Genomic DNA, 26,803 nt, shown 5'->3' on the forward strand with positions numbered 1-26,803 from the left:
GTGACCCGATCTCGTCAACAAGCCTTCCATGGAAAAGCTACCGCTTAGTATTCTCCTGTTGTACCGTTCAGCCATGCCAGACGCAGCTTCCGCAACCTCGCCCACTCTCGGCTTCGCGCGAGCGGGGGGAACCCCGTCGCGGGCCGTGATCGGCGACAGCGAGTTCGACGGCGAGTTCGTCAGCGAGTTCGACCGCGACACCGCGGTCACCCGGCGCGAGCCCGGCGTGTACGACGTCGACCTCTCCGCCGGCTGGACCGTCTTCGACGCCGTCAACGGCGGGTACCTGCTGGCCATTCTCGGCCGGGCGCTCGCGGACGCGCTCCCGCACCCGGACCCGTTCACCATCACGGCGCACTACCTGAGCGCCTCCCGGCCGGGCCCCGCGGTCGTCCGCACCGAGACCGTCCGCACCGGCCGCACCCTCTCCACCGGCCAGGCCTCGCTCCTCCAGTACGACGCCGAGGGCCGCGAGGTCGAGCGCATCCGCGTCCTCGCCTCCTACGGCGACCTCGCCGGCCTCCCCGACGACGTCCGTACGACGGCCATGCCGCCCGCGATACCGCCCATGGACCGGTGCTTCGGCCCCCAGGACTCCGCATCCGATGTCCGGCTGCCGTCGAGCGGTACCCCGGTCGGGGGCGGTTCCGCCATCGCCGACCGGCTGATGATCAAGCTGGACCCGGCGACCCTCGGCTGGGCGCTCGGCGCGCCCTCCGGCAAGGGGGAGATGCGTGCCTGGTTCGGGCTGGCCGACGGCCGGGACGCGGACCCGCTGTCGCTGCTGCTCGCGGTGGACGCCCTGCCGCCCACCGCCTTCGAGATCGGCGTCAAGGGCTGGGTCCCGACGGTCGAACTCACCGTCCACGTCCGCCACCGTCCGGCCCCCGGCCCGCTGCGGGTGTCCATCACGACCCGCAACCTGGCCGGCGGATTCCTGGAGGAGGACGCCGAGGTCTGGGACAGCGAGGACCGGCTGGTCGCCCAGTCCAGGCAGCTCGCCCGCGTCAGGCTCGGCTGAGCGGCACCCGCCCCATCCACGCGGCCAACCGCTCGTGGATCCCGGCTCCTTCGGCGGCCTCCCGCCGGTCGTCGAAGGGGGTCCCGGCGTCGCGCGGACGGGAGTCGGGCAGCTGCCGGCGCGCGGTGTCGAGCGCGAACCCGGCCAGTTCCGGGTCGAGTTCGAAGGGGTGCCCGAGCCCCTCGGCGAGGTCCCAGGTGTGTGTCACGATCTCCATCACATAGCCCGACAGCGCCGCGTGGCCGGGGACCTCGCCCCACGGCACCCGCACCATGGACGTCATCCGCTCGTCGCTCGCCCAGGCCTTCAGCACCCGGACACGGGCCTCGTCGTAGGCCTTCGCCCAGCCGTCGTCCGCGATCCCGTCCGCGATCGGCTCCACCGCGAACCCGTCACCGCCCTCGCCGACCACCGCGATGCGCCGGGTGCCGTCCACGATGTGGCCGAGCAGGGCGCGGACGTCGAACTCGGTACAGGGGGTCGGGCCGGTGAGCTGCGGCGGCCGCGCCGTCGCGATGAGCGCGGCGGCCTGCGCGGTGGCGCGGGTGTAGACGGGGCGGGGGTCGGTGAAGCGGGGGGTGCCTGTGGTCGGGGTCGGGGTCAGGGTCGGGGCTTCGGTCGCGGTCGCGGCTTTGGCCTCGGGGATGGCGGCGGCTTCGGCTTCGGTCGTGGCGGCGGCCTCGGTGGCGGGCGTGGTGTCGGGCGTGGTGGTGGCGTCGGGTGTGGTGGTGGTCTTCGAGGTGGTCACGGTGTGCCTCTCCCTGAGTCGGTAGGCAGAGGATGCGCCGTTAACCTGACAGAATCCGTCAGCATTTGTGCGAGGTACGGGCGGGGCGGGATCCTGGGTCCGTGAAGTCCGACCGGCTGCTGTCGATCCTGCTGCTCCTGCAGACCCGGGGCCGTGTCCCCGCGCACGAACTCGCCGGCCGGCTGGAGGTGTCGGTCCGCACGATCTACCGGGACGTCGAGGCGCTGTCCGCCTCCGGTGTCCCCGTGTACGCCGAACGCGGCCGGCACGGCGGCATCGAACTCCTCGCCGGATTCCGCACCGACGTCACCGGACTCACCGCCGACGAGTCCCGCGCGCTGTTCATCCTCGCCGCCCAGGGCGCGCACGCCGCGCTCGGCCTGGACGCCGCGCTCGGCTCGGCCCTGCGCAAGGTGATGGCCGCCCTGCCCGCCCCGCACCGGCCCGCCGCCGAGGTCACCAGCCGGCGCATCCTCGTCGACGCCACCCGCTGGCGCAGCGGCCCGCTGGAGGCCGTCGACCTGGAGGTGCTCCAGGACGCCGTGTTCCTCGACCGGCGCCTGCGGCTGCGCTACCGGCACAGCGGCGAACAGGCCCCGCGGACGTACACCGTCGACCCGTACGGCCTGGTCGCCAAGGCCGGCGTCTGGTACCTGGTCGCCGACCGGCGCGCCCGGCCCCGGCTCTTCCGCGCCGACCGCGTCCACGCGGCCCGCCTGCTCGACGACCCGGTGCGGCGCCGGGACGGTGTCGAACTCGCCGAGGTATGGGAGGAGTTGCGGCGCCGGGTGGAGGATCCGCAGGACGGGATCGACGTCACGGTCCGGCTGCGGCGCGAACGCCTCGACATGTTCCGGCGCATGGCCGCGTCCCAGATCACCGACTTCCCCGACGACGACGGCGAGAGCGAGTGGGTCACCGCCCGGCTGTCGTACCCGGCGCTGCGCGCGGTGCGCCAACTGCTGGCGTTCTCCGACACCGTGGAGATCCTCGGCCCGCCCGAGGCGCGGGCGGAGCTGGTGCGGGGAGTGCGTGCGGTCGAGGCGCTGTACGGGGAGACGGGCGGCGCAGGCAGGTGACGCGGGCGGGTGGCGTCCCCGGTGGGCCTGTCAGTCCAGCCAGTGCCGGCGGCCGATGCCGATGAGCCGCAGCTGCCGGGTGGCGCGCCGGGTGACCTCGTCCCGCTCCTGCGGCGAGGCGTCCACGGTGTCCAGGAAGAGGCACGCGGTGATGAGCATCTGGTCGACGTAGAGGTGCGCGAGCATCAGCAGGTCGTCGTCGCTCCAGCCCTCGGCCTGCGGGTCCTTGGCCAGCTCGGCCTTCACCTCCTCGGCGAACCGGGAGAGCTGGGCCTGGATGGCCTCGCGCACCGGCTGGACCCCGCCGTTGCGCTCGCGCGCTATGAAGCGGATGTGCGCCGGGTGCGCGTCGACGTGATGGGTGATCAGTTCGATGGCGCGGTGGATCCGCTCGTCGTTGTCCTCCGTCGTCGCCACCGTGTCGCGGACCATGGGGTGCAGGCTGCCGAGCGCCTCGTCGACCAGCGCGACACCGAGATCGGCGGTGGAGCGGAAGTGCCGGTAGAAGGCGGTCGGGGCGACCCCGACGGCCCGGGTGACCTCGCGCAGCCCCAGGCTGCTCAGGCTCTGCTCCGCCAGCAGCGTGAGCGCCGCGTCCAGGAACGCCTGCCGGGTCTTCTGCTTCTGGGCCTGCCGGATGCCGAGGGTGTGACTCATGTCATCCAGTTAACAACTGTTCTCTGGAATTGAAAAGCCGTGCACGACGCTAGACTCTAAGTCAGTGAACAACTGTTACTACAACTGTTCACCCAAACTTCACACCCGGACTGCACTCAAACTTCACACCCGGACTGAGGGGGGACCCCCACCCATGCTGTTCCTCGTCGCCGCACTCATGCTGCTCGGCGTCGTCCTCGGCACCGTGGCCCACGCGCCACTGACCGTCAGCGTCGCCGTCGCCGCCGGCATCGCGCTCTGGCTCGGCGTCTTCGCGATCCGCGAGCGCCACGGCCGCCGCCACAACTCGGCCGGCTGACCTCCAACGACATCCAGGAGCTGAGCACCGTGCACCTCACCGCACCGGCCACCGGCCGCACCGACACCCGTCCACGCGACGCCGACGGCATGGCCGTGGCGTCCTTCATCCTCGGCCTTCTCGGCCTCCTCGTCCTCAACATCTTCCTCGGCCCCGTCGCCATCGCCCTGGCCGCCGTCGCCCTCTGGCGCGGCACCGCCCGCCGTGGCCGCGCCTACCTCGGTCTCGCCCTCGGTGTGGCCGACCTGGCCGTCCTGGTCGTCGCGATGCAGCTGTCCCACACGGTGTCGTGGAGCCTGTGACGCGGCCGTTCGGTGTCTGACCGGCGTACGAACCGGAGCCGGGCCCCGAGGACGACGGGGTACGGCCGCCCGGGTGACCGCCCTGACGCGCCGACCGCCGGCCCCCGCCGCGCCCCGATCCGGGCGCCCGCCGCCCAGGCCGACAGCCAAGGGCCCGTAGAATCGGCCGCACCATGGCTTACCTCGACCACGCTGCCACCACTCCGATGCTCCCCGAGGCGGCAGAGGCGCTGACCGCCCAGCTGGGCCTTGTCGGCAACGCGTCCTCCCTGCACGCCTCCGGCCGCCGGGCCCGCCGCACGGTCGAGGAGTCCCGCGAAACCCTCGCGGACGCACTGGGCGCCCGCCCCAGCGAGGTCGTCTTCACCTCGGGCGGCACCGAGGCCGACAACCTCGCGGTCAAGGGCCTGTACTGGGCCCGCCGCGACGCCGACCCGGCCCGCACCCGTGTCCTCGCCAGCCCCGTCGAGCACCACGCTGTCCTGGACGCCGTGCACTGGCTCGGCGAACACGAGGGCGCCACCGTCGAGTACCTCCCGGTCGACACCCACGGCCGCGTCCACCCGGACGCCCTGCGCGAGGCCCTCGCCCGCAACCCCGACGACGTCGCCCTGGTCACGGTGATGTGGGCCAACAACGAGATCGGCACCGTCCTGCCGGTCCGCCGACTCGCCGACGTCGCCGCCGAGTTCGGCGTCCCGCTGCACGCCGACGCCGTCCAGGCCTTCGGTCAGGTCCCGGTCGGCTTCGCCGACTCCGGCCTCGCCGCGATGACCGTCTCGGGCCACAAGATCGGCGGCCCCTACGGCATCGGCGCGCTGCTCCTCGGCCGCGAGTACACACCCGTCCCCGTCCTGCACGGCGGCGGCCAGGAACGGCACGTCCGCTCCGGCACCCTCGACGTCCCCGCCATCGCCTCCTTCGCGGTGGCCGGCCGTCTCGCCGCCGAACGGCAGGAGTGGTTCGCCCGCGAGATCGGCGCCCTGCGCGACCGGTTGACCGACGCCGTGCGCACCGCGGTCCCGGACGCGGTCCTCGGCGGCGACCCCGCACCCGGCGGACGCCTCCCGGCCAACGCGCACTTCGCCTTCCCCGGCTGCGAGGGCGACTCCCTGCTCCTGCTGCTGGACGCCCAGGGCATCGAGTGCTCCACCGGCTCCGCCTGCACGGCGGGCGTCGCCCAGCCGAGCCACGTCCTGCTCGCCACCGGCACCGACCCGGAGCTGGCCCGCGGCACCCTGCGCTTCTCCCTCGGCCACACCTCCACGGAGGCGGACGTCGAAGCGGTCGCCAAGGCGATCGGTCCCGCGGTGGAAAGGGCCCGCGCGGCGGGGCTCAGCTGAGCCCGAGCGGATGCGGGCACGGAGAGGCCCGCGGGCACGGAGAGGTGTCGCGGGCGTGGAAATGCCCGCAGGCGCGGAAGCCCGGCGGGCACGAAAACGACCTACGAGACGGGTTCCCTTCGCCGGTATTACCCGGATCAGGTGACTGGGGGTCGCCGTCGGGTCAGTCCTTGCACCTTCTGGCCTCTCAGTCCGACCGTCGACGTCGGCACCAGCGGAAACCTGAACCTCGCGCTGACGTCGGCTACTCCGCTCGGACTCCCTCACTCGCCTCGTAGGCCTGACTCCAGGATAGAACCGCCCATACGGAAAAAACAGGCCGAACCGGGATTCTTTACCCTGCTACGCTCCGCGCCGCGCCGTGACCGTCCGCGCCCGCTTCACGCCGTCCGCCGCGCCAGCTTCATATACCGCTCCCAGTCCCAGTGCGGCCCCGGGTCGGTGTGGTCCGTGCCGGGCACCTCCACGTGCCCGATCACATGCTCCCGGTCGACGGACATGCCGTACCGCCCGCATATCGCCGCCGTCAGCCGCGCCGAGGCCTCGTACATGGCGTCCGTGAAGGAGGAGGCGTCCTCCACGAAGCCCTCGTGCTCGATGCCGACACTGCGCTCGTTGTACCCCCGGTTGCCCGCGTGGAAGGCCACGTCCAGCTCCCGGATCAGCTGGGTGATCCGCCCGTCCTTGCGCACGATGTAGTGGGCCGCCGCGCGGTGCGCCGGGTCCTGGAAGACCCGTACCGCCGACGCGTAGCCGCCCTGGGTGACATGGATGACCACCCGGTCCACCGGATAGTCGTCCGGCCGGTCCGCCCGGCGGTAGTTCGCGGGGGAGGCAGCCACCCAGCGCGCACCCCGGAAGTCGACCGCCCCCGCCACCCGGGACTTCTCCACGCCCGGCAGCCGCCACCACAGATGCGACAGCTCCTCCCGGGCCAGCGCGGCCGTCCCCAGGGCGGCCGCGGCCCCGCCGACGAGCAGCGCGCGCCGCCCCAGCCGCCGATCCGAGTCGCTCATACCCACCCCGAGTCCGTCCGCGATACCCCCACGTGATCGTCAACGCATATCCGGCGGTCCCGGTTCCCGCGGCCCCGTACCCTGGAGGGGCTATGACCGATACCCCGCAGCGCCCCCTCCGCGTCCTCGCCGCCATGTCCGGCGGTGTCGACTCCGCCGTCGCCGCCGCGCGCGCCGCGGAAGCCGGGCACGACGTGACCGGCGTCCACCTCGCGCTCTCCGCGAACCCGCAGTCCTTCCGCACCGGCGCGCGGGGCTGTTGCACCATCGAGGACTCCCGCGACGCCCGCCGTGCCGCCGACGTCATCGGCATCCCGTTCTACGTCTGGGACCTCGCCGACCGCTTCCGCGAGGACGTCGTCGAGGACTTCATCGCCGAGTACGAGGCCGGCCGCACCCCGAACCCGTGCCTGCGCTGCAACGAGAAGATCAAGTTCGCCGCGCTGCTCGACAAGGCGCTGGCCCTCGGCTTCGACGCGGTCTGCACCGGTCACTACGCGAAGGTGATCGTGAACGAGGACGGCACCCGCGAACTGCACCGCGCCTCCGACATGGCCAAGGACCAGTCGTACGTCCTCGGCGTCCTGGACGAGAAGCAGCTCGCCCACGCCCTGTTCCCGCTCGGCGACACCGTCACCACCAAGGACGAGATCCGCGCCGAGGCCGAGCGCCGGGGCCTGGCCGTCGCCAAGAAGCCCGACTCGCACGACATCTGCTTCATCGCCGACGGCGACACCCAGGGCTTCCTCGCCCAGCGGCTCGGCAAGGCGGAGGGCGACATCGTCGACGAGTCCGGCAGCAGGCTGGGCACCCACGAGGGCGCGTACGGCTTCACCATCGGCCAGCGCAAGGGCCTGCGCATCGGCACCCCGGCCCCCGACGGCAAGCCGCGCTACGTCCTCGACATCTCCCCGGTGACCAACACGGTGACCGTCGGCCCGGCCGCCGCCCTCGACGTCACCGCGCTGACCGCGATCAAGCCCCGCTGGTGCGGCACCGCCCCCACCGGCTCCGGCACCTACACCGCGCAGTTGCGCGCCCACGGCGGCGAGACCGAGGTGAGCGCCGAACCCGTCGACGGCGAACTGCGCGTCACCTTCACCGAGCCGGTCCGCGGCGTCGCCCCCGGCCAGGCGATCGTCCTCTACGACGGCACCCGCGTGGTCGGCTCGGCAACGATCGCCTCCACCACGCGCGCGACAGCGACGACGGTCTGACGGGGCCACGAGGCGCATCCGCGCGGTGGCGGTGGCGGTAGTGGCCCGGTCTGGTCGGACGCGCGCCGTACGTGTGTGCCCGGTGATGGTCAGCCGGTGAGGAAGTCCGCCAGGACCGGTCCGAGGACGCCCGGCTCGACCATGTGTGTCTGGCCCGCCAGTTCGAGGTACGTCCCCCGCGGCACCGTCTCGGCGACCGCGAGGGCCGCCTCTCGCATCCATGCCGGGCTCGCTCCGCCCGCCACGGACAGCAGGGGCACACAGACGGCGGCGAGCCGCTCGCGGGGCAGCAGACCGTCGCCCATGACCGCGTTGTCGTACGCCAGGCTCGGCGCGACGGCCTCCATGCCGGCCCACATCGGGGACTGGCGGGCGCGCTCGATCATCTCCTCGGCCAGCCCGGTCAGCCGCAGGAACAGCGCCACCGCGTCCCCGCGCCGGCCCTCGCCCAGCGCCTCGCGCAGATTCGCCGTGTACGCGGCATTCTGCTCGGCGCCGCCGCGCAGGAAGTCCGCGAACGGCGCCTCGTACACGGCCGCCTGACGCACCGGCAGCCCGCTCGCCACGGCCTCCAGCACCAGCGCGCCGCCCGAGGACACCCCGAACAGCGACGCCTCGCCGCCCACCGCGTCGAGCAGCGCGGCCAGGTCCTCCACCTCGCGCTCCACCGCGTACGGCGCGGTGTCACCGCTCCCGCCGCGGCCCCGGCGGTCGTAGACGACGGCGGTGCAGCGCCCGGCGAGCCGCTGCGCCAGAGGGGCCAGGGTGCCGCCGGTCGACATCGCACCGCTGACCAGGATGACGGTGGGCCCCTGGCCGACCACCTCGTAGGCGAGGGAGGTGCCGTCGCGGGAAGTCGTCTTCTTGTCCATGCCGGTGCAGACTGCCGCACCGTGGCCGACTCATCGGTCACGACACGGCGGTATCGGGGAAGGTCAGGCCACTTCGACCTCGTAGAAGCACAGGTGGTCCTTGATCTGCGCCACCTCCGCCTTCGGAGTGGGGTACCCCCAGACCAGGTCCGGGGAGTCCGGCAGCGACCAGTAGGACGCGGTGCCCTTGAAGGGGCAGACGGTGTGGGTGCCGGACGGGATCAGCAGATCCGTGCGGACGTCCTCGGCGGGGATGTAGTACCGCACCGGACAGCCCGTCTCGCGCAGCAGCAGGGGCCGGTCGGTCTCCGCGAGGACCGTGCCGTCGTGCACCACGCGTACGTGCCGGTCGCCCTGCTCGATGGTGATGGTGTGTCCTTCGGCCATACCGGGACAAGCGCCCGCGGGGCCCCTTCTTGTTCCCGATACGGTGGAGCGCATGAACATCTGTGTCTTCCTCTCCGCCGCCGACCTCGACGAGCGTTACACGCGCCCCGCGCGCGAGTTCGCGGAACTGATCGGCAAGGGCGGCCACACCCTGGTGTGGGGCGGCTCCGACGTCGGTCTGATGAAGGTCGTCGCCGACGGCGTGCAGGAGACCGGCGGCAGGCTGGTGGGCGTGTCCGTGGACTTCCTCGCACTCAAGGCGCGGCCCGGGGCCGACGAGATGGTCATCGCGGCCGACCTCGCCGAGCGCAAGCGGCTGCTGCTGGAGAAGGCCGACGCCGTGGTGATCATGGTGGGCGGCACCGGGACGCTCGACGAGGCCGCCGAGATCCTGGAACTGAAGAAGCACGGGCGCACCGAGAAGCCGGTGGTGCTGCTGAACACCGCGGGCTTCTACGACGGCCTCCAGACGCAGTTCCGCCGCATGGAGGCCGAGGGCTTCCTGCCGCGTCCGCTGTCCGAGCTGGTGTTCTTCGCCGACGAGCCGGCCGGCGCACTGGCCTACCTGGAGTCCGCGACATGAGGGGCCACCGCCGCCGGGGAGCGCGCCCGGTGATGCGAGCATGGCGGGCATGGCTACTCATGTGATCACCGGGGCCGGTTCCGGCATCGGCGCGGCGGTCGCCCGCCGCCTGCACGCGCGCGGGGACGACCTCGTGCTGCACGCGCGCGACGCGGGCCGTGCGAAGGAGCTGGCGGCCGAGTTCCCCGGGGCGCGCACGCTGGTGGGGGACCTCGCCGACCCCGACCGGCTGTCCTGGGCGTTCTCCCACCAGACCCTGCCGGACCGGGTCGACTCGCTGCTGCACATCGCCGGCGTGGTGGACCTCGGCGAGGTCGGCGAGCTGACCCCCAAGGCCTGGCGCCACCAGCTCGACGTCAATCTCGTCGCGCCCGCCGAGCTGACCCGGCACTTCCTGCCCCAGCTCCGCGTCGCCCGCGGCCATGTGATCTTCGTCAACTCCGGTGCCGGGCTGAACGCGCACGCCGGCTGGTCCGCGTACGCCGCCTCCAAGCACGGGCTCAAGGCCCTCGCCGACGCCCTGCGCGAGGAGGAGCACGCGGGCGGCGTCCGCGTCACCTCCGTCTACCCCGGCCGCACCGCCGGCCCCATGCAGGCCAAGGTCCACCAGCAGGAGGGCAGGGAGTACGACCCCACGAAGTGGATCGACCCCGAGTCGGTCGCCACGACGATCCTCATGGCCCTCGACCTCCCGAGGGACGCGGAGGTCAACGACCTGACGGTGCGACCGGGGCGCTGACGGTGCGTCCGGACCGCTGGCGGGCGGGGCGCCGGACAGCCGATGGGCACAGCCGCGGACAGCTGACGGGCGGGACCCCCCGGGCGGCCGCACGGCATACGCTGCCGGGGTGAGTGAGAAGAGCGTGTTCAGCTTTCCGGGAGCCACCGGTGTCGGGTCCATGCCCGGTACGGACGCCCGGGAGGCCGCCAAGACCGTGACCGGCAGCTTCGAGGACTTTCCGTACCTCGCCGAGCTGCCCGCGCGTGGGCCCGGCGCCGACATGATCGGCCGTACCGCGGGGATGCTCGTCGAGCTGTACGCGCGCGTGGAGCCCAGCGGCTGGCGTATCGGCGACCGGCCGGGCCGGGACACCCGGCGGGCCCGGTCCTGGCTGGGGGAGGACCTTGACGCCCTGGAGGAGTTCACGCAGGGTTACGAGGGGGACCTGAAGGTGCAGGCGGTCGGGCCGTGGACCCTGGCCGCCGCCCTGGAGCTGAAGAACGGCGAGGCCGCCCTGTCGGACCCCGGCGCCTGCCGCGACCTCGCCGCCTCCCTGGCCGAGGGACTGCGACTGCACCTCGACGAGATGCGCCACCGCGTCCCGGGCGCCCGCCTCGTCCTCCAGCTCGACGAACCCTCCCTCACCTCCGTCCTCCGCGGCCAGGTGAGGACCGCCAGCGGCTACCGCACGCACCGCCCGGTGGACCGGCAGGTCGTGGAGGGCACCCTGCGGGACGTGATCGCGGTCCACGGCGGCGGGCCCGTGGTCGTGCACTCCTGCGCCCCCGACGTGCCGTTCGCGCTGCTGCGCCGCGCGGGCGCGGCCGGCGTCTCCTTCGACTTCTCGCTTCTCACCGAGCGTGACGACGACGTGATCGGCGAGGCCGTCGAGGCCGGGACCCGGCTGTTCACCGGTGTCGTGCCGGGCACGGACGGCCCGTTGTCAGACCCTGCCGGTAGCGTCATGGGTGTCAGGACGTTGTGGCGCAGGCTGGGGCTGAGCGCCGGGCTGCTCGCGGAGGCGGTCACGCTCACCCCGGCCTGCGGTCTCGCGGGCGCTTCCCCCGCCTACGCGCGCGAGGCGCTCGCCCACTGCGTCCGGGCGGCGAGATCCCTCGCGGACAACCCTGAGTAACGGGAGGACACCACGGTGGCCGGCGACAAGCAGCAGGCACAGACGGCGGTTCCCGCCGAGGCACGGGAGAAGCACGCCCACCTCGCGGAGCAGGTCGAGGAGCACCGCTTCCGGTACTACGTGAAGGACGCCCCGGTCGTCAGCGACGCGGAGTTCGACAGGCTCCTGAAGTCGCTGGAGGCGCTGGAGGCGCAGTACCCGGAGCTGCGCACCCCGGACTCGCCGACCCAGAAGGTCGCGGGCTCGTACGCGACGGAGTTCACCGCGGTCGAGCACCGCGAGCGCATGCTCTCCCTCGACAACACCTTCAACGACGAGGAGCTGGCCGCCTGGGCCGACCGCATCGCGCGCGAACTGGGCGACCAGGAGTACCACTTCCTGTGCGAGCTGAAGGTCGACGGCCTCGCGGTCAACCTCACCTACGAGCACGGCAGGCTCACACGCGCGGCCACCCGCGGCGACGGCCGCACCGGCGAGGACATCACCCCGAACGTCCGCACCATCGCGGAGATCCCGGACCGCCTGCACGGCGAGGAGGTCCCCGACCTCGTGGAGATCCGCGGCGAGGTCTACTTCCCGATGGAGAAGTTCGAGGAGCTGAACGCCCGTCTGGTCGCGGCCGGCGACAAGCCCTTCGCCAACCCCCGCAACGCGGCGGCCGGTTCGCTGCGCCAGAAGGACCCGCGCGTCACCGCCACCCGCCCGCTGCACATGGTCGTCCACGGCATCGGCGCCCTGGAGGGCTTCACCGGGATGACCCGGCTGTCCCAGGCGTACGGCCTGCTGAAGACCTGGGGCCTGCCCACCTCCCCGCACAACCGCGTGGTCGACGACCTCGACGGCGTACGACGGTTCATCGCCCACTACGACGGCGAGAACCGCCACTCCGTGGAGCACGAGATCGACGGCGCCGTCATCAAGCTCGACGAGCTCCGCCTCCAGGGTCGCCTCGGCTCCACCGCGCGCGCCCCGCGCTGGGCGATCGCCTACAAGTACGCGCCGGAAGAGGTCAACACCAAGCTCATCGACATCAAGGTGGGCGTCGGACGCACCGGCCGGGTCACGCCGTACGCGCAGGTCGAGCCGGTCACGGTCGCGGGCAGCGAGGTCGAGTTCGCCACCCTGCACAACCAGGAGGTCGTCAAGTCCAAGGGCGTGCTCATCGGCGACACCGTGGTCATCCGCAAGGCCGGTGACGTCATCCCGGAGATCCTCGGCGCCGTGGTCGACCTGCGCGACGGCACCGAGCGGGAGTTCGTGATGCCGAGCGAGTGCCCCGAGTGCGGGACGCCGCTGCGGCCGATGAAGGAGGGCGACATCGACCTCCGCTGCCCGAACGCGCGCACCTGCCCCGCCCAGTTGCGCGAGCGCGTCACCTACCTCGCCGGCCGCGAGTGCCTGGACATCGAGAACTTCGGCGCGGTGGCCGCCGCCGCGCTCACCCGGCCGCTGGAGCCGGCCACCGCGCCGCTGGTGGACGAGGGCGACCTGTTCGACCTGACGGTGGACATGCTGCTGCCCATCAAGGCGTACGTCCTCGACCCGGACAGCGGTCTGCCCAAGCGGGACCCGAAGACCGGCGAGGAGAAGGTCGTCATGGTCTTCGCCAACCAGAAGGGCGAGCCGAAGAAGAACACCCTCGCCCTGCTGGAGAACATCGAGGCGGCCAAGACCCGTCCGCTCGCCCGCTTCCTGAACGGCCTGTCCATCCGGCACGTCGGCCCGGTCGCCGCACAGGCCCTCGCCCGCGAGTTCCGCTCGATCGACCGCATCGAGGCGGCGAGCCAGGAAGAGCTGTCGAGCACCGACGGCGTGGGGCCCATCATCGCCGCGGCCCTCAAGGACTGGTTCGCCGAGGAGTGGCACCGCGAGATCGTCCGCAAGTGGAAGGCGGCCGGAGTACCGCTGGAGGACGAGGCGAGTGGTGAGGACGAGGGGCCGCGTCCGCTGGAGGGGCTCACCGTCGTCGTCACCGGCACCCTGGAGAACTTCACCCGGGACGGCGCCAAGGACGCGCTGCAGGGCCAGGGCGCCAAGGTGACCGGTTCGGTGTCGAAGAAGACCGCGTTCGTCGTGGTGGGCGAGAACCCCGGATCGAAGTACGACAAGGCGATGCAGCTCAAGGTTCCGGTTCTGAACGAGGCCGGTTTCACGGTCCTCTTGGAGCAGGGCCCCGAGGCGGCGGCGGAAGTCGCGCTTCCGACCGAGGAGTAGCGGTTGAAGGCCACCCGTACGGTGCATATCAGTTGCATACGGGTGGCTCGGTCGTATTCGGGCAACCGTCGACGACGGCTGCCCGAGGACCCCATCCGCGGCCTACTGTTGAGATGTGCACCTGCCGTGCCCAGCTACGGCTGGCGCATCCCCGTGCCCGCAAAACGGTACAGGGAAGGGCAAATCGACGCGGAGCCGCTGATGGTTGTCGGGCATCGGGCCGCGTGGCGCGGGCACCGCCGGCTGTGAGAGGGACGGGAATGGAACCGACCGAGAGCGCCGCCCCGTACGCACGGGTGCGCCTGCGCCTGCGCACGGTCGCGTGGCGGGGGACCCGGTGGGCCGGCCGAGCGGCCGTACACACGGGCCTGCGTGCCCGCCGGACCGGACCGGCCGCCCCGGCCCATTCCCCCACCGCCTTCCCCCTGGCCGTCAAGGCCGCCCCCGGCCTGCCCGGCACCGATCCCGAACGACATGTGTCCTGGCCCGCGCTGCCCACGGGCGTCGTGGCCGCCGCCGCACTGGCCCTCGCCGTCGGCTTCTACCGCGCCTTCTCCGGCAGTCACGCGCTCTTCCCGTCCGGCACGGTCGGCTGGTCGCTGGCCCTGCTCACCGGCATCATCGTCGGCCACCTCGTCATGCTCGGCCGGGCCCGCTGGTGGGGCGGCACCGGATCCGGCGCCGCCCTCACCCTCGCCGTCCTGCTGCTGTACGGCTGGGTGCCGGCCGGCATGGTCAGCCTCACCGTCGTCGTCCTGGTCGGCATAGCCAGGCGCCACAGCTGGCGCCAGGGGGTGCTGCACGGCGCGGTGGACATCCTCGGCATCGGCGCCGGCGCCCTGATGCTCGGGGCCTTCGGCCGCGTACCGAGCGTCGAGGAACCCTGGCGGCCCGACAGCTGGGGCATCGCCACCGTGCCCGCGGTGGTGCTCGCCGCGGGCGCCTATCTCGCGGTCAGCCGCGGCCTGCTGTGGTACCTGAACGCCCCGCGCGGTGGCGGAGTGCCCACCGTCGCCCGCACCGCCCTGGTCCGCCAGGCACTGGTGGCCGCGGCCCTGCTCGGGATCGCGCCGCTGGTGTGCGTGGTCGCCGACACCCAGCCCGTCCTGCTCCCGCTGTTCGCCGTCCCGCTCGTCGCCCTCGACTCCACCCTGTGGATGGCCCGTGCCCGCGCGGAGGAGCAACTGCGCGACCCGCTGACCGGACTGCCCAACCGGCAGTGGCTGCTGGAGCGGATCTGGACCGCCCTCGACGACGCCGAGCGCATCGGCGCACGCGCGGCCCTCATGCTGATCGACCTCGACCGGTTCCGGTCGGTGAACGACACCCTCGGCCATCTCGCCGGTGACCGGCTGCTGCTGCAGATCGCCGACCGGCTCCGGCTCGCCCTGCCGCGGGGCGCGGAGGTCGCCCGGCTGGGCGGCGACGAGTTCGCGGTGTTACTGCCCGTCGCCGACTCCACGACGTCGGCCACCCGGATCGCCCGCAGCCTCGTCGCCGCGCTCAGCTCCCCGCTCGACCTGGACGGGCTCACCCTCGTCCTGGAGGCCAGCGCGGGCGTCGCCGTCTTCCCGGACCACGCCCTGGACGCCGAGGGGCTGCTGCGGCGCGCGGACGTGGCGATGTACCAGGCGAAGCGGGACCGCACGGGCGTGGAGGCCTACGAGTCCAAGCGGGACTCCAACACCCCGGACCGGCTGGGCCTGCTGGGGGACCTGCGGCGGGCGCTGGACGCGCACGAGGTGCAGCTGCACTACCAGCCGAAGGTCCGCTTCGACGGGCAGGTCGCCGGGCTTGAGGCGCTGGTGCGGTGGGTGCATCCCGAGCGCGGGAGGGTACCGCCGGACGAGTTCATCGCGATAGCCGAGTCCTCGGGGCTGATGCCCCATCTGACGGAGTACGTGCTGGAGACCGCGCTCGGGCAGGTCGCCCGCTGGCGGGCACAGGGGCTGCGCGTGCCGGTGGCCGTCAACGTCTCCCCGCGCGACGTCCACACGCCCGGCTTCGCGGGATCGGTCGCGGCCCGGCTGGCCCGGCACGGCGTCCCGGCCGGAGCGCTGCAGCTGGAGATCACCGAGCACGTGCTGCTGGAGGACCCGCAGCGGGCCGCCGACACGCTCGCGGCGCTGACCGGGCACGGCGTGAAGATGTCCCTGGACGACTTCGGCACGGGGTACTCCTCCCTGGTGCACCTGCGCCGGCTCCCGGTGAGCGAGCTGAAGATCGACCGGTCGTTCGTGGCGCGGCTCGCGGTGGACACCGAGGACGCGGAGATCGTGCGGTGCACCGTGGATCTGGCGCACTCGCTGGGGCTCGTCGTCGTCGCCGAGGGCGTGGAGGACGACGAGACCTGGGAGCGGCTGCGGGACCTGCGGTGCGACGCGGTGCAGGGGTGGCTGGTCGCCGCCGCGATGCCTCCGGACGAGACGACGGCGTGGCTGCTGGCACGGGGGTCCCGGGGCTGGCAGCGGCCACGCGCCGCGCTCCCGGCCGCCGAGTAGTCCCCCACCCCGCTGGTCTCCCCACCCTGCTCGTTTCCCCCGTTACCGTTTTCATGGCTCCGCAACGGGGCCTCCGGCCTTCGGGCCCGGCATGACTTTCCCCTCCTGGTGTTGATGATCTGGGGGGTGGTGTCACCGGGCTCGGAGGCATCGACGGACCGCGGATGAGGGCTTGAGCACCGGCACGACCCGAGCCGGAAGAGCTCCTCGGGGAGCTGACCCCAAAGAGCCTGCTGGAGGTCCAGGAGCGGTACGACAACCACGTCCTGGCAAGCGAGGTCTGGACGCCCGGCCCCGCTGAGGAGGGCCGAGCCGGTGCCCCGGCGGCGGGGCACCGGCAAACCGTTTCACGGGCACGGCGCCCTGCCCCATAGGATTGGCCCCAAACCACACACACTCACCCCAGAGGATCGCTGCATGCCTGGCATCACGCGCGAGGAGGTCGCCCACCTCGCCCGGCTGGCGCGTCTGGAGCTGAAGCCCGAAGAACTCGACCACTTCGCAGGCCAGCTGGACGACATCATCGGCGCGGTCGCCCGCGTCAGCGAGGTCGCCGACCAAGACGTACCGCCGACCTCGCACCCCCTCCCGCTGACGAACGTCATGCGGGTGGACGAGGTCCGTCCCTCGCTCACCCCCGCGCAGGCGCTCTCCGGCGCCCCGGCCCAGGAGCAGCAGCGTTTCAAGGTGCCGCAGATCCTGGGGGAGGACTAAGAAGTCATGACGGACATCATCAAGCTCACCGCGGCCCAGATCGCCGAGAGGATCGCCTCCGGCGACCTCACGGCCGTCGAGGTCGCCGAGGCCCACCTCGCCCGTATCGAGGCCGTCGACGAGAAGGTGCACGCCTTCCTGCACGTCGACCGCGAGGGCGCCCTCGCCCAGGCTCGTGCCGTGGACGAGAAGCGGGCCCGCGGCGAGAAGCTCGGCCCGCTGGCCGGCGTCCCGCTCGCGCTCAAGGACATCTTCACCACCGAGGGCGTGCCGACCACCGTCGGCTCGAAGATCCTCGAGGGCTGGATCCCGCCGTACGACGCCACTCTCACCAAGCGCCTGAAGGCCGCCGACGTCGTCATCCTCGGCAAGACCAACATGGACGAGTTCGCCATGGGGTCGTCGACGGAGAACAGCGCCTACGGCCCGACCGGCAACCCCTGGGACCTCACCAAGATCCCCGGTGGCTCCGGTGGCGGTTCCTCCGCCGCGCTCGCCTCCTTCGAGGCCCCGCTCGCCATCGGCACCGACACCGGCGGTTCCATCCGCCAGCCGGCCGCCGTCACCGGCACGGTCGGCGTCAAGCCGACGTACGGCGCGGTCTCCCGCTTCGGCATGGTGGCGTTCTCGTCCTCGCTCGACCAGGGTGGCCCGTGCGCCCGTACGGTCCTGGACGCGGCGCTGCTGCACGAGGTCATCGCCGGCCACGACCCGCTGGACTCCACCTCCATCGACGCCCCGGTCCCGGCGGTCGTCGAGGCCGCCCGCAACGGCTCGGTGCAGGGCATGCGCGTCGGTGTCGTCAAGCAGTTCCGCGGCGAGGGCTACCAGGCCGGCGTCATCCAGCGCTTCGACGAGTCGGTCGCGCTGCTGAAGGAACTGGGCGCCGAGATCGTCGAGCTGGACTGCCCGTCCTTCGATCTGGCGCTGTCGGCGTACTACCTGATCGCGCCGTCCGAGTGCTCCTCCAACCTCGCCCGCTTCGACGGCCTGCGCTACGGCCTGCGGACGGGTGACGACGGTTCGCACTCGGCCGAGGAGGTCACCTCCCTGACCCGCGAGGCCGGCTTCGGCCCCGAGGTCAAGCGCCGCATCATGCTCGGCACGTACGCGCTCAGCTCCGGCTACTACGACGCCTACTACGGCTCCGCCCAGAAGGTCCGCACGCTCATCACGCGCGACTTCGAGAAGGCCTTCGAGCAGGTCGACGTCATCGTCTCGCCGACGACGCCCACCACCGCCTTCCCGATCGGCGAGCGCGCCGACGACCCGATGGCGATGTACCTCGCGGACCTGTGCACCATCCCGACCAACCTGGCGGGCAACGCGGCCATGTCCCTGCCCTGCGGCCTCGCCCCGGAGGACAACCTCCCGGTGGGCCTGCAGATCATCGCTCCGGCGCTGAAGGACGATCGCCTCTACAAGGTGGGTGCAGCCGTCGAGGCCGCCTTCGTGGAAAAGTGGGGCCACCCGCTGCTGGAGGAGGCACCGTCGCTGTGAGCAACGCACTGTCGAAGGCCAAGGGCTTCAAGAAGTCGAAGTCCGGCACGTACCTGTCCATGGGCACGACCGCGTTCGGCGCGATCGGTGTGGCCAAGCAGATCAAGAAGGCCCGCGCCGAGCACGACACGCTGCGGCTGATCGACGCCACCGTGTCCGCCGTCGCGATCGTCACCGGCCTCGCCATCCTCTACCGCGAGCTGAAGCGGCTGGGCGACGACGACGTCCTGCTGGGCTGAGAGGGAAGTTTCACCGTGACCACCACGACCGACCTGGTGTCGTACGAGGACGCGCTGGCGTCGTACGACCCCGTCATGGGCCTTGAGGTCCATGTCGAACTCGGCACCAAGACCAAGATGTTCTGCGGGTGTTCGACCGAGCTGGGCGCCGAGCCCAACTCGCAGACCTGCCCGACCTGCCTCGGCCTGCCCGGCGCGCTCCCGGTCGTCAACGCGACCGGCATCGAGTCGGCCATCAAGATCGGCCTCGCGCTGCACTGCGAGATCGCCGAGTGGTGCCGCTTCGCCCGGAAGAACTACTTCTATCCGGACATGCCGAAGAACTTCCAGACCTCCCAGTACGACGAGCCGATCGCCTTCAACGGCTACCTCGACGTGCAGTTGGAGGACGGCGAGTCCTTCCGCGTGGAGATCGAGCGCGCGCACATGGAGGAGGACACCGGCAAGTCGACCCACGTGGGCGGCGCGACCGGTCGTATCCACGGCGCCTCGCACTCGCTGCTGGACTACAACCGCGCCGGCATCCCGCTCATCGAGATCGTCACCAAGCCGATCGTCGGGGCCGGCGAGCGTGCCCCCGAGGTCGCGCGGGCGTACGTGCGTGAGCTGCGCGAGGTCATCCGTGCCCTCGGTGTCTCCGAGGCCCGCATGGAGATGGGCCAGATGCGCTGCGACGTCAACCTGTCGCTGATGCCCAAGGACGCCGAGAAGTTCGGCACGCGCTCCGAGACGAAGAACGTCAACTCGCTGCGTTCCGTCGAGCGTGCGACCCGCTTCGAGATCATGCGCCACGCGGCGGTGCTCTCCTCGGGCGGCACGATCATCCAGGAGACCCGCCACTTCCACGAGGACACGGGGTCCACGACCTCGGGCCGCGTGAAGGAGGAGGCCGAGGACTACCGGTACTTCCCGGAGCCCGACCTCGTCCCGGTGGCCCCGTCGCGCGAGTGGGTCGAGGAGATCCGCACCGCGCTGCCGGAGATGCCGCTGGCCCGCCGCACCCGCCTGCTGGCGGAGTGGGGCATCTCGGCCACCGACATGCAGGCGATCCTCAACGCCGGTGCGCTGGACCCGATCGTCGCCACGATCGACGCCGGTGCCGACGCGGCCTCCGCCCGCAAGTGGTGGATGGGCGAACTGGCGCGCAGCGCCAACGAGTCGGGCAAGTCGCTGGACGAACTGGCCATCACGCCGGCACAGGTCGCCCGGGTCACCGAGCTGGTGACCTCCGGTGACCTGAACGACAAGCTGGCCCGCCAGGTCATCGAGGGCGTCCTCGCGGGCGAGGGCACCCCGGACGAGGTCGTCGACAAGCGCGGTCTCAAGGTCGTCTCCGACGACTCGGCGCTCGGCACGGCCGTCGACGAGGCCATCGCCGGCAACCCGGGCGTCGCCGACAAGATCCGCGGTGGCAAGGTGGCCGCGGCCGGCGCCCTGGTCGGCGCGGTCATGAAGGCGACCCGCGGTCAGGCCGACGCGGCCCGCGTCAAGGAACTGATCCTGGAGAAGCTGGGCGTCAGCGAGGGCTGAGCCCACGCCGCTCCCCACGGCCCCGCAGGACATGTCCCGGCATGTCCTGCGGGGCCGTGGTCGTTGTCGCCTCTCGCGCTGCGGAGCCCGACGACCAGATGCGGCTAGATGCGGCGTCCCACGACCCGGGTGAACCCGAGCAGACGCCCCTCGTCGGCGTTGATCAGGTCCACCGAGTCACGCGCCAGGCCCGCCATGAACTCGCTCGGGCTCTCCTCGGCGCACACCTCGCTCCACAGCAGCCAGTCGCGCCAGCCGTCCTGGAGCCAGTCGGCCGTCTCGACGGTCACAGCACCCGTGCGCGTCCAGTTCCGGCGCCACCAGGCGGGGGAGTGGAACGACCAGAAGCCCGGTTCCCAGTGGGGTGCGAGACGGGCGGGCGGCTCGGTCCCGTCGAGTTCCTCGCGCACCGACGGCACGACGACGCCGATCCGGCCGCCCGGCCTGAGCAGCCGGGTCACCGTGGGCAGATACAGGTCGTCCGTGCCGAAATAGTGGTAGGCGTCGACGGACACGATCGCGTCGAAGCTTCCCTCCGCGAACGGCAGGTCGTGCGCCTCCGCGCGCACGGGCAGCACCCGGTCGGCGACGCCCGCCTGCGCGAGGCGTACGGCGTTGTCGTCGGGCTTCACCCACAGGTCGGCGGCGACGACCTGGACGTCGTACTCGCGGGCCAGGAAGACGGACGTCATGGCGCGCCCGCAGCCGAGGTCGAGCACGCGGGCGCCGGGCCGCAGCCGGTCGAGGCCGAGCGCGGGCGCGAGCCACTCCAGCAGCCACAGGGCGTGCGGACCCATCTGGTTCTCGATGGTCCAGCGGGCGTCGTAGCGGTTGCTGCGGGGGTAGCGGGGGTGGGTGAGACGGTCAGTGAGCGGGGTGTCCGGGGTCCTCGGGGTCCTCGGGGTGATGTCGGACATCGGTGAACGGGCTCCTTGGTTCCTTCGTACGGGAAAGGGGTGTGCGGGAGCTCGGTCGGACCGTCAAAAAAGCACCTGCTTCGGTCGTCGGCGACATGCCGGGAACGGACGGCGGGACGCTAACAGCTCACCCGGCGCACCGCATCCGAATTGCTCCACCGCGGGTACTACGCTCGACCGTCATGAGTGGACGCACGGATTCCGATACCGGCACCGACTCCGCCCCCGTCATAACCGAGGCGGACGAGCGGGCGGACGAGCGGGCACAGGAACCGGCGGACGGCGCGCAGGGTGTCCCGGAGGCCCGCCGGGCCCGCTGGATCGCCGCCGGGACCGGAGGCCTGCTCACCCTCGCCGGGCTGGGCGCCGCACTGCTGCGGCTCACCGGATCCGCGCCCGCCCTCGTGTCCGCCGCCTACGCCCTCGGCGCCGCCGTGTGCGCGAGCGCCGCGTCCCTCGGATTCCGGGGCCGCACCCGGCGGGCTCTGTGGCTGCTGATCGCCGGGACGATGGTCATGGCGCTCGGCGACCAGTTCGACTGACAGGCCCGCCCCTGCCGGAGTCCCGCGCCGCCCATGAGAGGCTCGACCGTCGGCGTGGAGGAACTGCGGAAGGAACGACAGCGCGATGTACGCGACATCACTGGGTGACGACGGTGCCGAACTGCGGCCCCTGGAGGTCTGGCACGCGGCGGACCTGCTCGCCAACATCGACCGCGGACGGGAGTTCATCGGCCGGCACATCGGGCTGCCGGACGTGATCACCGACCTGGACTCCGCCCGCGCCTTCGTGAAGTCGTACGCCGACAAGCGCGCCGCCGACGCCGGCAGCCTGCACGGTGTCTGGCTGGACGGGAAGCTCGTCGGAGGCCTGCTGTTCCGGGTCTGGGACACCCCGGGCGGCGTCTGCGAGGCCGGCTGCTGGCTGGAGCCCGCGGCGGCCGGGCGGGGGCTCGTCACCCGTGGCATGCGGGCCCTGCTGGACTGGGCGTTCGACGAGCGCGGCATGCACCGCGTGGAGTGGTTCGCCTCCTCCGCCAACCGGTCCAGCGTCCAGGTGGCCGAGCGGCTCGGGATGACCCGTGAGGGCATGCTCCGGCAGAACTACCCGCACCGCGGCGTGCGCGCGGACACCGAGATCTGGGCGGTGCTGGCCCCGGAGTGGCACGCGGCACGCGCGCGTACCGCCTGAGACCCGCATTGAACGATCATCAAGGACTCTCTCCGACCGGTCATTAAGGACCTTCTCAGAGTTCGTCCGTACGGTGCCGGGCATGGCAACGAAGACAGATGACGTGACGAAGACAGATGACGTGACGAAGACGGACGACGTGACGAAGGCGGACGACGAGCAGGCACCGGCCGTCGACACCGAAGCGGAGAACGCGGAAACCGACGGGCTTGAGGAGCTTGAGGAATCCGGGGAGCTTGAGGAAGTCGAGGAGCTTGAGGAGAAGGCGCCCTCCGGGGTCGGCCAGGGCGCCGGTGCCGTGGTGTCCGCCGCGCTGGGCCTGGTCTCGCTGAACGGTGGCTGGATCGGCGGCGTCGCCTCCGCGCGGGAGCAGCTCATCGGCCAGCTGCGGACGTCGTCCTCGGCCAGCGTCGCCCAGCAGCTCACGGCGGTCTACGGCAACGCCTGGCAGACCACCGCCCTGTGGGCGGGCCTGTTCGCGGTGGTCGCGCTGATCACCGGCGCGGTCGTGCTCGCCCGGCCCGCGTTCGGCGCCCCCGGCCGGCCTCAGGCCCCTTGGATCAGGTCGGTCGCGTGGGCGGGCGTCTCGCTCGGCGTCGTCGGTCTGCTCCTGGCCGTCCTGAAGTACTCCGACGCCCTGCTCGGCCTGCCCTCGGCAAGCTGAGGAGAACCGCACGTCACAGGGGCCTTAGGGCGTCCGGCAGCACCTTACGGACGCCCTGGGGCCCCTTATCCGTGTCCGACGGCCCTTCACTCGCCCGAAGATGCGGAACTCTCCCGATGTGGCGCACCCCCTGGGGGACGAAGGTGGAGGCATCGCAGACAGCGAGGCACGACACCCGCTCCCAAGGAGACGTCATGTACGAGTTCGACCTGCACCGGATGCGTTCCGCCGAACTGCGCCGCGAGGCCGCGTCGGAGCGCCTGGCACGCGAGACCGCACGCGCGGTACGCGCCGCCCGCCGCGAGGAGGCGGCCCGGCACGACGGCGCCGGTGCCGAGACCCATACCGGCCGCCGTCGCCGGCTCCGGCTCCCACGCCCCGCGTGAACGCACGACCGGCGGGACGGGGACGTACGACCGTCCCGCCTGCCGGTACGACCGTCCCACTTTCCGGTACGACCATCGCACCGGACCTGTGGAAAACCAGTGACCCCTTGTCCGGACCTCGTGCGATGCTCGGGCTCGTGGAGAACAGGTCCGTCAGTCCCGTTTTCGTCGGCCGCGCCGACGAGTTGGACACGTTGAACGACGCGCTCGCCCGTGCCGTCGGTGGGGGTACCTCCCAGGCTTTCGGTACTGGGGGAGAGCCGCAGGCGCTGCTGCTCGGTGGCGAGGCGGGGGTCGGCAAGACCCGCCTCGTCGAGGAGTTCGCTGCGGCCGTCGCCGGCCGCGCCGTCGTCGCCGTGGGCGGCTGCGTGGAGATCGGCGCCGACGGGCTGCCCTTCGCCGCCTTCTCCCGTGCCCTGCGCACCCTGCGCGACGCCCTGCCCGACCGGTTCGCCGCCGCCGCGGCCGGACAGGAGGGGGAACTCGCCCGGCTGCTGCCCGAGTTGGGCGAGGCGGCCGGCGGCCGCCACGACGAGGAGGGCATGGCCCGCCTCTTCGAACTCACCGCCCGGCTGCTGGAGCAGGTCGCCGCCGAGCACACCGTCGTCCTCGCCCTGGAGGACCTGCACTGGGCCGACGCCTCCACGCGCCACCTCCTCGCCTACCTCTTCCGCACCCTGCGCACCGGCCGGCTCCTGGTCCTCGCCACCTACCGCTCCGACGACATCCACCGCCGCCACCCGCTGCGCCCCCTGCTCGCCGAACTCGACCGGCTGCGCACCGTCCGCAGGATCGAACTCGCCCGCTTCACCCGCGAGGAGGTCGGCCGCCAGATCGCCGGCATCCTCGCCACCGAACCCGACCCCGCCCAGGTCGACGACATCTTCGAACGCTCCGACGGCAACGCCTTCTTCGTGGAGGAACTCGCCGTCGCCGCTTTCGAGGGCTGCTGCACCGGGCTCACCGACTCCCTGCGCGACCTGCTGCTGGTCCGGGTCGAGAAGCTGCCCGAGAGCGCCCAGCGGGTCGCCCGGGTCGTCGCCGAGGGCGGCTCCACCGTGGAGTACCGGCTGCTCGCCGCCGTCACCCGGCTCGCCGAGGACGACCTCATCGAGGCGCTGCGGGCCGCCGTCGGCGCCAACATCCTCACCCCGGCCCCCGACGGCGACGGCTACCGCTTCCGGCACTCCCTCGTCCGCGAGGCCGTCGCCGACGACCTGTTGCCCGGCGAACGCTCACGGCTGAACCGGCGCTACGCCGAGGCGGTCGAGGCCGACCCCACGCTCGTCCCCGCCGACGCCCGCGTGATGCGCCTGGCCAGCTACTGGTACCACGCCCACGACCCCGCCAAGGCCCTGCCCGCCGTCCTGGACGCCTCCGTGGTGGCCCGCCGCCGGCATGCCTACACCGAGCAACTGCGGCTCCTGGAGCGGGCGATGGAGCTGTGGGACACGGCCCCCGAGGAGGTCCGCTCCGCCCTGCGCCCGCTCGACCACGCCGAGGCCTACCCCGCCTGCGGCTGCGACCCGGGGACCACCCCGCTGTGCTACCTGGACCTGATGGCGGAGGCGGCGGTCGCCGGCCGCTTCGGCGGGGAACGCGAACGCGCCCTGAAGATCACCAAGCGGGCGCTGCGGATCCTGGAGGAGGACCCCGACCCGCTGCGCGCCGCCTGGTTCTGGGTGCAGCGTTCCCGCCTGGTCCAGGCGCAGGCCCGGGGCGACGGCTGGCAGGAACTGGCCACCGCCCAGGACCTGGTGCGCGGTCTGCCGCCGTCGCAGGTGCACGCGGAGGTGCTGGCCGTCGTCGCCAACTGGTCCATGCTGCACCGGCCCGGACCCGAGGCCTTCGCCGCCGCCGAGCGGGCCGTGGAGTACGCGCGCATGGTCGGCGCCCGTGAGATCGAGCTGCACGCGCGCCTCACCCTGGGCGGCCTCAGCGTCGACGCGGGTGAGACCGACGCGGGGCTCGCGGAGCTGCGCACGGTCCTGGAGCAGGCGCTGGCGGAAGGCGTGGCCCACGTCGCCGGCCGCGCCTATACGAACCTCCCCTCCTCCCTGCAGACCGTCGGCCGCGACGGCGAGGCGCGGCCCGTGCTGCGCGAAGGGGTCGCCTTCAGCCGCCGGCACGGGATGCCGGACTCCGAGGCGTGGGCGTGGGGCAACCTCTCCGAGGCCGGCTACGCGCTCGGCCGGTGGGAGGAGGCCGCCGAGGCCGCCACGAACGCGCTCCGGATCGGACACAGCACGAAGCCCCGCGGCATGGGCGCCCTGCGCCTCGCCCACCTCGCCCTCGCCCGGGGCGATCTCACCGACGCCGCACGCCACCTCGACACGGCTCGCGCCCACTACGGCAGCCACGACCCGATGCCCCAGCAGGGACTGCCCGTCGCCCGGGTCGCCCTCGGCGTGGCCGCCGCACAGGGCCGCGTTCTCGATGCCCGCGCCGAAGTCCTCCCGGTGCTGGACGCCGGCTTCCCACCCGGCACCCACCGCTACGCCTGGCCCCTGCTGCGGGCCGCCGCCACCGCCGAGGCCGACGCGCGCACCCTGCCCGCCGCCGACCCCGGCCGCGCCGAACTCCTCGACCGCCTCTTCGAGACCGTCCGCACCCTCACCACGGGCGTGCCCCTGTGGCAGGCGTACGAGCAGTGGACCCGCGCCGAACTGCTCCGTGCCCAGGACCGGGGCGGCGCGGACACCTGGGCCCCGGTGGTCACGGCCTTCGAGTGCCTGGACCGCCCCTACGACCTCGCCCGTGTCCGCTACCGGCTCGCCGAGGCCCTGCTCACCGACGGCGGCGAGGACGAGCGCGAGCGTGCCGTGGAGCTGCTGCGGCTGTCCGGGGCGGTCGCCGAGCACCTCGGCGCCAGGCCGCTGGCCGACGCGGTCGCCCGGCTGGCCCAGCGCGCCCGCCTCACCCTCACCCGCGCTCCTCGGGGCGCCCTCGCACCGGCCGATCCGGCCGAGGCCCTCGGCCTCACCAGCCGGGAGCGGGACGTCCTGCGCCTGGTCTCGGCCGGCCGCACCAACCGGCAGATAGCCGAGGAACTGTTCATCTCGCCGAAGACCGCGAGCGTCCACGTCTCCAACATCCTGGCCAAGCTCGGCGTCTCGGGCCGGGGCGAGGCGGCGGCGGTGGCCCATCGGCTGGGGCTGTTCCCGGCCGACGCGCTCACTGCCGGTGCGCCGGACTGAGCCGTACGCTGGGGGAATCCGGCAGAGGGGGAGAGGCCGTGTTCAACGCCTTCGAGGAACTGTTCGCGCCGGGCCGCAAGCACACCCACGACGAGCAGAAGCGCCTGGAGCTGACCCGGGAGGACGTCGGGGACAACGATCCCGGGCGCGGACCCATCGACCTGGCCTCGGGAAAGGTCGTCGTACGCCCGCCCGTCTCACCCCCGGCCGGACAAGAGCCCACGGCGGAGGGGGAGGACGCGACGGACGAGGGGATGGACGGGGTGGAGGAGGGGACGGCAACGGCCACCGGGGACGAACCCGGGGAGGCGTGAGCCGGAGACCTGCTTGAGCCGGAGGCCTGCTTGAGC

Annotated in this window: 27 protein-coding genes and 1 riboswitch; of the genes, 21 read left to right on the plus strand and 6 right to left on the minus strand. The window is 72.5% G+C overall.

Annotated elements, in window-relative coordinates; all coding sequences use genetic code 11:
• Nucleotides 1–73: 73 nt before the first annotated feature.
• Nucleotides 74–1,021: a thioesterase family protein gene (locus ACGFYV_RS19190; RefSeq protein ID WP_393879580.1), complete on the plus strand. Its 948-nt coding sequence runs from the start codon at nucleotides 74–76 to the stop codon at nucleotides 1,019–1,021.
• Here the strand turns inward: ACGFYV_RS19190 and ACGFYV_RS19195 are convergent.
• Nucleotides 1,008–1,625, minus strand: coding sequence for a TIGR03086 family metal-binding protein (locus tag ACGFYV_RS19195; protein ID WP_393879693.1), 618 nt, complete (start codon nucleotides 1,623–1,625; stop codon nucleotides 1,008–1,010). The genes ACGFYV_RS19190 and ACGFYV_RS19195 overlap by 14 nt on opposite strands.
• A 245-nt stretch (nucleotides 1,626–1,870) precedes the next feature.
• On the opposite strand from ACGFYV_RS19195, the gene ACGFYV_RS19200 reads away from it, so the two are divergent.
• On the plus strand, nucleotides 1,871–2,848 hold the full coding sequence (locus ACGFYV_RS19200) for a helix-turn-helix transcriptional regulator (RefSeq protein ID WP_393879581.1): 978 nt from the start codon (nucleotides 1,871–1,873) through the stop codon (nucleotides 2,846–2,848).
• Between the two features lie 30 nt (nucleotides 2,849–2,878).
• On the opposite strand, the gene ACGFYV_RS19205 is transcribed toward ACGFYV_RS19200, so the two are convergent.
• Nucleotides 2,879–3,505, minus strand: a complete 627-nt coding sequence (locus tag ACGFYV_RS19205) for a TetR family transcriptional regulator (protein WP_393879582.1) — start codon at nucleotides 3,503–3,505, stop codon at nucleotides 2,879–2,881.
• Nucleotides 3,506–3,659: 154 nt separating this feature from the next.
• Between ACGFYV_RS19205 and ACGFYV_RS19210 the strand changes: the two genes are divergently transcribed.
• The 3 genes from ACGFYV_RS19210 to ACGFYV_RS19220 all read left to right on the plus strand — a co-directional run bounded on the left by ACGFYV_RS19210 (nucleotide 3,660) and on the right by ACGFYV_RS19220 (nucleotide 5,469).
• Nucleotides 3,660–3,824, plus strand: coding sequence for a hypothetical protein (locus ACGFYV_RS19210; RefSeq protein ID WP_393879583.1), 165 nt, complete (start codon nucleotides 3,660–3,662; stop codon nucleotides 3,822–3,824).
• A 29-nt stretch (nucleotides 3,825–3,853) separates the two neighbouring features.
• Complete coding sequence (locus tag ACGFYV_RS19215) at nucleotides 3,854–4,126, plus strand: DUF4190 domain-containing protein (protein WP_393879584.1); 273 nt, start codon at nucleotides 3,854–3,856, stop codon at nucleotides 4,124–4,126.
• 173 nt (nucleotides 4,127–4,299) lie between these two features.
• The gene (locus tag ACGFYV_RS19220) at nucleotides 4,300–5,469 is read left to right on the plus strand and encodes a cysteine desulfurase family protein (protein ID WP_393879585.1); all 1,170 of its coding nucleotides are present in this window, start codon (nucleotides 4,300–4,302) and stop codon (nucleotides 5,467–5,469) included.
• Nucleotides 5,470–5,566: 97 nt separating this feature from the next.
• Nucleotides 5,567–5,744, minus strand: a riboswitch (TPP riboswitch).
• A gap of 105 nt (nucleotides 5,745–5,849) precedes the next feature.
• On the opposite strand, the gene ACGFYV_RS19225 is transcribed toward ACGFYV_RS19220, so the two are convergent.
• Nucleotides 5,850–6,485 (minus strand): N-acetylmuramoyl-L-alanine amidase, encoded by a 636-nt coding sequence (locus tag ACGFYV_RS19225; RefSeq protein ID WP_393879586.1) that lies wholly within the window; start codon nucleotides 6,483–6,485, stop codon nucleotides 5,850–5,852.
• A gap of 92 nt (nucleotides 6,486–6,577) precedes the next feature.
• Between ACGFYV_RS19225 and mnmA the strand changes: the two genes are divergently transcribed.
• Nucleotides 6,578–7,702 carry a tRNA 2-thiouridine(34) synthase MnmA gene (gene mnmA, locus ACGFYV_RS19230; RefSeq protein ID WP_393879587.1) on the plus strand — a complete coding sequence of 375 codons (1,125 nt, stop codon included), beginning with the start codon at nucleotides 6,578–6,580 and terminating at the stop codon, nucleotides 7,700–7,702.
• Nucleotides 7,703–7,791: 89 nt separating this feature from the next.
• Here mnmA and ACGFYV_RS19235 read toward each other — a convergent pair whose 3' ends face one another.
• Together ACGFYV_RS19235 and ACGFYV_RS19240 are read right to left on the minus strand one after the other, a co-directional pair.
• A complete protein-coding gene (locus tag ACGFYV_RS19235) occupies nucleotides 7,792–8,574 on the minus strand; it encodes an alpha/beta fold hydrolase (protein ID WP_393879588.1) in 783 nt (260 codons plus the stop codon).
• 63 nt (nucleotides 8,575–8,637) lie between these two features.
• Nucleotides 8,638–8,961: a DUF427 domain-containing protein gene (locus tag ACGFYV_RS19240; RefSeq protein ID WP_393879589.1), complete on the minus strand. Its 324-nt coding sequence runs from the start codon at nucleotides 8,959–8,961 to the stop codon at nucleotides 8,638–8,640.
• A gap of 52 nt (nucleotides 8,962–9,013) precedes the next feature.
• Between ACGFYV_RS19240 and ACGFYV_RS19245 the strand changes: the two genes are divergently transcribed.
• The 9 genes from ACGFYV_RS19245 (at nucleotide 9,014) to gatB (ending at nucleotide 20,098) form a co-directional block, all read left to right on the plus strand.
• A complete protein-coding gene (locus ACGFYV_RS19245) occupies nucleotides 9,014–9,544 on the plus strand; it encodes a TIGR00730 family Rossman fold protein (RefSeq protein ID WP_393879590.1) in 531 nt (176 codons plus the stop codon).
• Between the two features lie 40 nt (nucleotides 9,545–9,584).
• Nucleotides 9,585–10,283 carry an SDR family oxidoreductase gene (locus tag ACGFYV_RS19250; protein WP_393879591.1) on the plus strand — a complete coding sequence of 233 codons (699 nt, stop codon included), beginning with the start codon at nucleotides 9,585–9,587 and terminating at the stop codon, nucleotides 10,281–10,283.
• A 109-nt stretch (nucleotides 10,284–10,392) separates the two neighbouring features.
• On the plus strand, nucleotides 10,393–11,400 hold the full coding sequence (locus ACGFYV_RS19255) for a methionine synthase (protein ID WP_393879592.1): 1,008 nt from the start codon (nucleotides 10,393–10,395) through the stop codon (nucleotides 11,398–11,400).
• Between the two features lie 15 nt (nucleotides 11,401–11,415).
• On the plus strand, nucleotides 11,416–13,614 hold the full coding sequence (gene ligA / locus ACGFYV_RS19260; protein WP_393879593.1) for an NAD-dependent DNA ligase LigA: 2,199 nt from the start codon (nucleotides 11,416–11,418) through the stop codon (nucleotides 13,612–13,614).
• 260 nt (nucleotides 13,615–13,874) lie between these two features.
• Complete coding sequence (locus ACGFYV_RS19265; protein WP_393879594.1) at nucleotides 13,875–16,115, plus strand: putative bifunctional diguanylate cyclase/phosphodiesterase; 2,241 nt, start codon at nucleotides 13,875–13,877, stop codon at nucleotides 16,113–16,115.
• A 417-nt stretch (nucleotides 16,116–16,532) separates the two neighbouring features.
• Nucleotides 16,533–16,829, plus strand: coding sequence for an Asp-tRNA(Asn)/Glu-tRNA(Gln) amidotransferase subunit GatC (gene gatC, locus ACGFYV_RS19270; protein WP_393879595.1), 297 nt, complete (start codon nucleotides 16,533–16,535; stop codon nucleotides 16,827–16,829).
• A 6-nt stretch (nucleotides 16,830–16,835) separates the two neighbouring features.
• A complete protein-coding gene (gatA, locus tag ACGFYV_RS19275) occupies nucleotides 16,836–18,329 on the plus strand; it encodes an Asp-tRNA(Asn)/Glu-tRNA(Gln) amidotransferase subunit GatA (protein ID WP_393879596.1) in 1,494 nt (497 codons plus the stop codon).
• On the plus strand, nucleotides 18,326–18,568 hold the full coding sequence (locus tag ACGFYV_RS19280; RefSeq protein ID WP_158925082.1) for a hypothetical protein: 243 nt from the start codon (nucleotides 18,326–18,328) through the stop codon (nucleotides 18,566–18,568). The genes gatA and ACGFYV_RS19280 overlap by 4 nt, the downstream gene beginning before the upstream one ends.
• Before the next feature lie 15 nt (nucleotides 18,569–18,583).
• Nucleotides 18,584–20,098 carry an Asp-tRNA(Asn)/Glu-tRNA(Gln) amidotransferase subunit GatB gene (gene gatB, locus ACGFYV_RS19285; RefSeq protein WP_393879597.1) on the plus strand — a complete coding sequence of 505 codons (1,515 nt, stop codon included), beginning with the start codon at nucleotides 18,584–18,586 and terminating at the stop codon, nucleotides 20,096–20,098.
• Nucleotides 20,099–20,202: 104 nt separating this feature from the next.
• On the opposite strand, the gene ACGFYV_RS19290 is transcribed toward gatB, so the two are convergent.
• The gene (locus ACGFYV_RS19290; RefSeq protein WP_393879598.1) at nucleotides 20,203–21,015 is read right to left on the minus strand and encodes a methyltransferase domain-containing protein; all 813 of its coding nucleotides are present in this window, start codon (nucleotides 21,013–21,015) and stop codon (nucleotides 20,203–20,205) included.
• Between the two features lie 182 nt (nucleotides 21,016–21,197).
• Here ACGFYV_RS19290 and ACGFYV_RS19295 point away from each other — a divergent pair, with 182 nt between their 5' ends.
• From ACGFYV_RS19295 to ACGFYV_RS19320, 6 genes are all read left to right on the plus strand, one after another.
• A complete protein-coding gene (locus ACGFYV_RS19295) occupies nucleotides 21,198–21,557 on the plus strand; it encodes a hypothetical protein (RefSeq protein ID WP_393879599.1) in 360 nt (119 codons plus the stop codon).
• Nucleotides 21,558–21,642: 85 nt separating this feature from the next.
• The gene (locus ACGFYV_RS19300; RefSeq protein WP_393879600.1) at nucleotides 21,643–22,206 is read left to right on the plus strand and encodes a GNAT family N-acetyltransferase; all 564 of its coding nucleotides are present in this window, start codon (nucleotides 21,643–21,645) and stop codon (nucleotides 22,204–22,206) included.
• Nucleotides 22,207–22,288: 82 nt separating this feature from the next.
• Entirely contained in the window at nucleotides 22,289–22,870 is a 582-nt protein-coding gene (locus ACGFYV_RS19305) for a hypothetical protein (RefSeq protein WP_393879601.1), read from the plus strand.
• Between the two features lie 194 nt (nucleotides 22,871–23,064).
• Complete coding sequence (locus tag ACGFYV_RS19310) at nucleotides 23,065–23,256, plus strand: hypothetical protein (RefSeq protein ID WP_393879602.1); 192 nt, start codon at nucleotides 23,065–23,067, stop codon at nucleotides 23,254–23,256.
• Nucleotides 23,257–23,381: 125 nt separating this feature from the next.
• Complete coding sequence (locus tag ACGFYV_RS19315; RefSeq protein ID WP_393879694.1) at nucleotides 23,382–26,453, plus strand: AAA family ATPase; 3,072 nt, start codon at nucleotides 23,382–23,384, stop codon at nucleotides 26,451–26,453.
• 38 nt (nucleotides 26,454–26,491) lie between these two features.
• Nucleotides 26,492–26,767 carry a DUF6191 domain-containing protein gene (locus ACGFYV_RS19320; RefSeq protein WP_393879603.1) on the plus strand — a complete coding sequence of 92 codons (276 nt, stop codon included), beginning with the start codon at nucleotides 26,492–26,494 and terminating at the stop codon, nucleotides 26,765–26,767.
• The last annotated feature ends 36 nt before the right edge of the window (nucleotides 26,768–26,803 follow it).

The sequence above is a fragment of the Streptomyces sp. NPDC048297 genome, assembly GCF_043201585.1.
In the GTDB taxonomy this organism is placed as follows: Bacteria; Actinomycetota; Actinomycetes; order Streptomycetales; family Streptomycetaceae; genus Streptomyces.

What these genes read in the sequence shown, in the direction of transcription:
- gatA (WP_393879596.1), top strand. Translation starts at nt 16,836, where the DNA reads ATGACGGACATCATCAAGCTCACCGCGGCCCAGATCGCCGAGAGGATC.
- gatC (WP_393879595.1), top strand. Translation starts at nt 16,533, where the DNA reads ATGCCTGGCATCACGCGCGAGGAGGTCGCCCACCTCGCCCGGCTGGCG.
- ACGFYV_RS19310 (WP_393879602.1), top strand. Translation starts at nt 23,065, where the DNA reads ATGTACGAGTTCGACCTGCACCGGATGCGTTCCGCCGAACTGCGCCGC.
- ACGFYV_RS19265 (WP_393879594.1), top strand. Translation starts at nt 13,875, where the DNA reads ATGGAACCGACCGAGAGCGCCGCCCCGTACGCACGGGTGCGCCTGCGC.
- ACGFYV_RS19300 (WP_393879600.1), top strand. Translation starts at nt 21,643, where the DNA reads ATGTACGCGACATCACTGGGTGACGACGGTGCCGAACTGCGGCCCCTG.
- ACGFYV_RS19295 (WP_393879599.1), top strand. Translation starts at nt 21,198, where the DNA reads ATGAGTGGACGCACGGATTCCGATACCGGCACCGACTCCGCCCCCGTC.
- ACGFYV_RS19210 (WP_393879583.1), top strand. Translation starts at nt 3,660, where the DNA reads ATGCTGTTCCTCGTCGCCGCACTCATGCTGCTCGGCGTCGTCCTCGGC.
- ACGFYV_RS19220 (WP_393879585.1), top strand. Translation starts at nt 4,300, where the DNA reads ATGGCTTACCTCGACCACGCTGCCACCACTCCGATGCTCCCCGAGGCG.
- ACGFYV_RS19315 (WP_393879694.1), top strand. Translation starts at nt 23,382, where the DNA reads ATGCTCGGGCTCGTGGAGAACAGGTCCGTCAGTCCCGTTTTCGTCGGC.
- ACGFYV_RS19305 (WP_393879601.1), top strand. Translation starts at nt 22,289, where the DNA reads ATGGCAACGAAGACAGATGACGTGACGAAGACAGATGACGTGACGAAG.
- ACGFYV_RS19205 (WP_393879582.1), bottom strand. Translation starts at nt 3,505, where the DNA reads ATGAGTCACACCCTCGGCATCCGGCAGGCCCAGAAGCAGAAGACCCGG.
- ACGFYV_RS19240 (WP_393879589.1), bottom strand. Translation starts at nt 8,961, where the DNA reads ATGGCCGAAGGACACACCATCACCATCGAGCAGGGCGACCGGCACGTA.
- ACGFYV_RS19290 (WP_393879598.1), bottom strand. Translation starts at nt 21,015, where the DNA reads ATGTCCGACATCACCCCGAGGACCCCGAGGACCCCGGACACCCCGCTC.
- ACGFYV_RS19235 (WP_393879588.1), bottom strand. Translation starts at nt 8,574, where the DNA reads ATGGACAAGAAGACGACTTCCCGCGACGGCACCTCCCTCGCCTACGAG.
- ACGFYV_RS19245 (WP_393879590.1), top strand. Translation starts at nt 9,014, where the DNA reads ATGAACATCTGTGTCTTCCTCTCCGCCGCCGACCTCGACGAGCGTTAC.
- ACGFYV_RS19190 (WP_393879580.1), top strand. Translation starts at nt 74, where the DNA reads ATGCCAGACGCAGCTTCCGCAACCTCGCCCACTCTCGGCTTCGCGCGA.
- ACGFYV_RS19225 (WP_393879586.1), bottom strand. Translation starts at nt 6,485, where the DNA reads ATGAGCGACTCGGATCGGCGGCTGGGGCGGCGCGCGCTGCTCGTCGGC.
- mnmA (WP_393879587.1), top strand. Translation starts at nt 6,578, where the DNA reads ATGACCGATACCCCGCAGCGCCCCCTCCGCGTCCTCGCCGCCATGTCC.
- ACGFYV_RS19250 (WP_393879591.1), top strand. Translation starts at nt 9,585, where the DNA reads ATGGCGGGCATGGCTACTCATGTGATCACCGGGGCCGGTTCCGGCATC.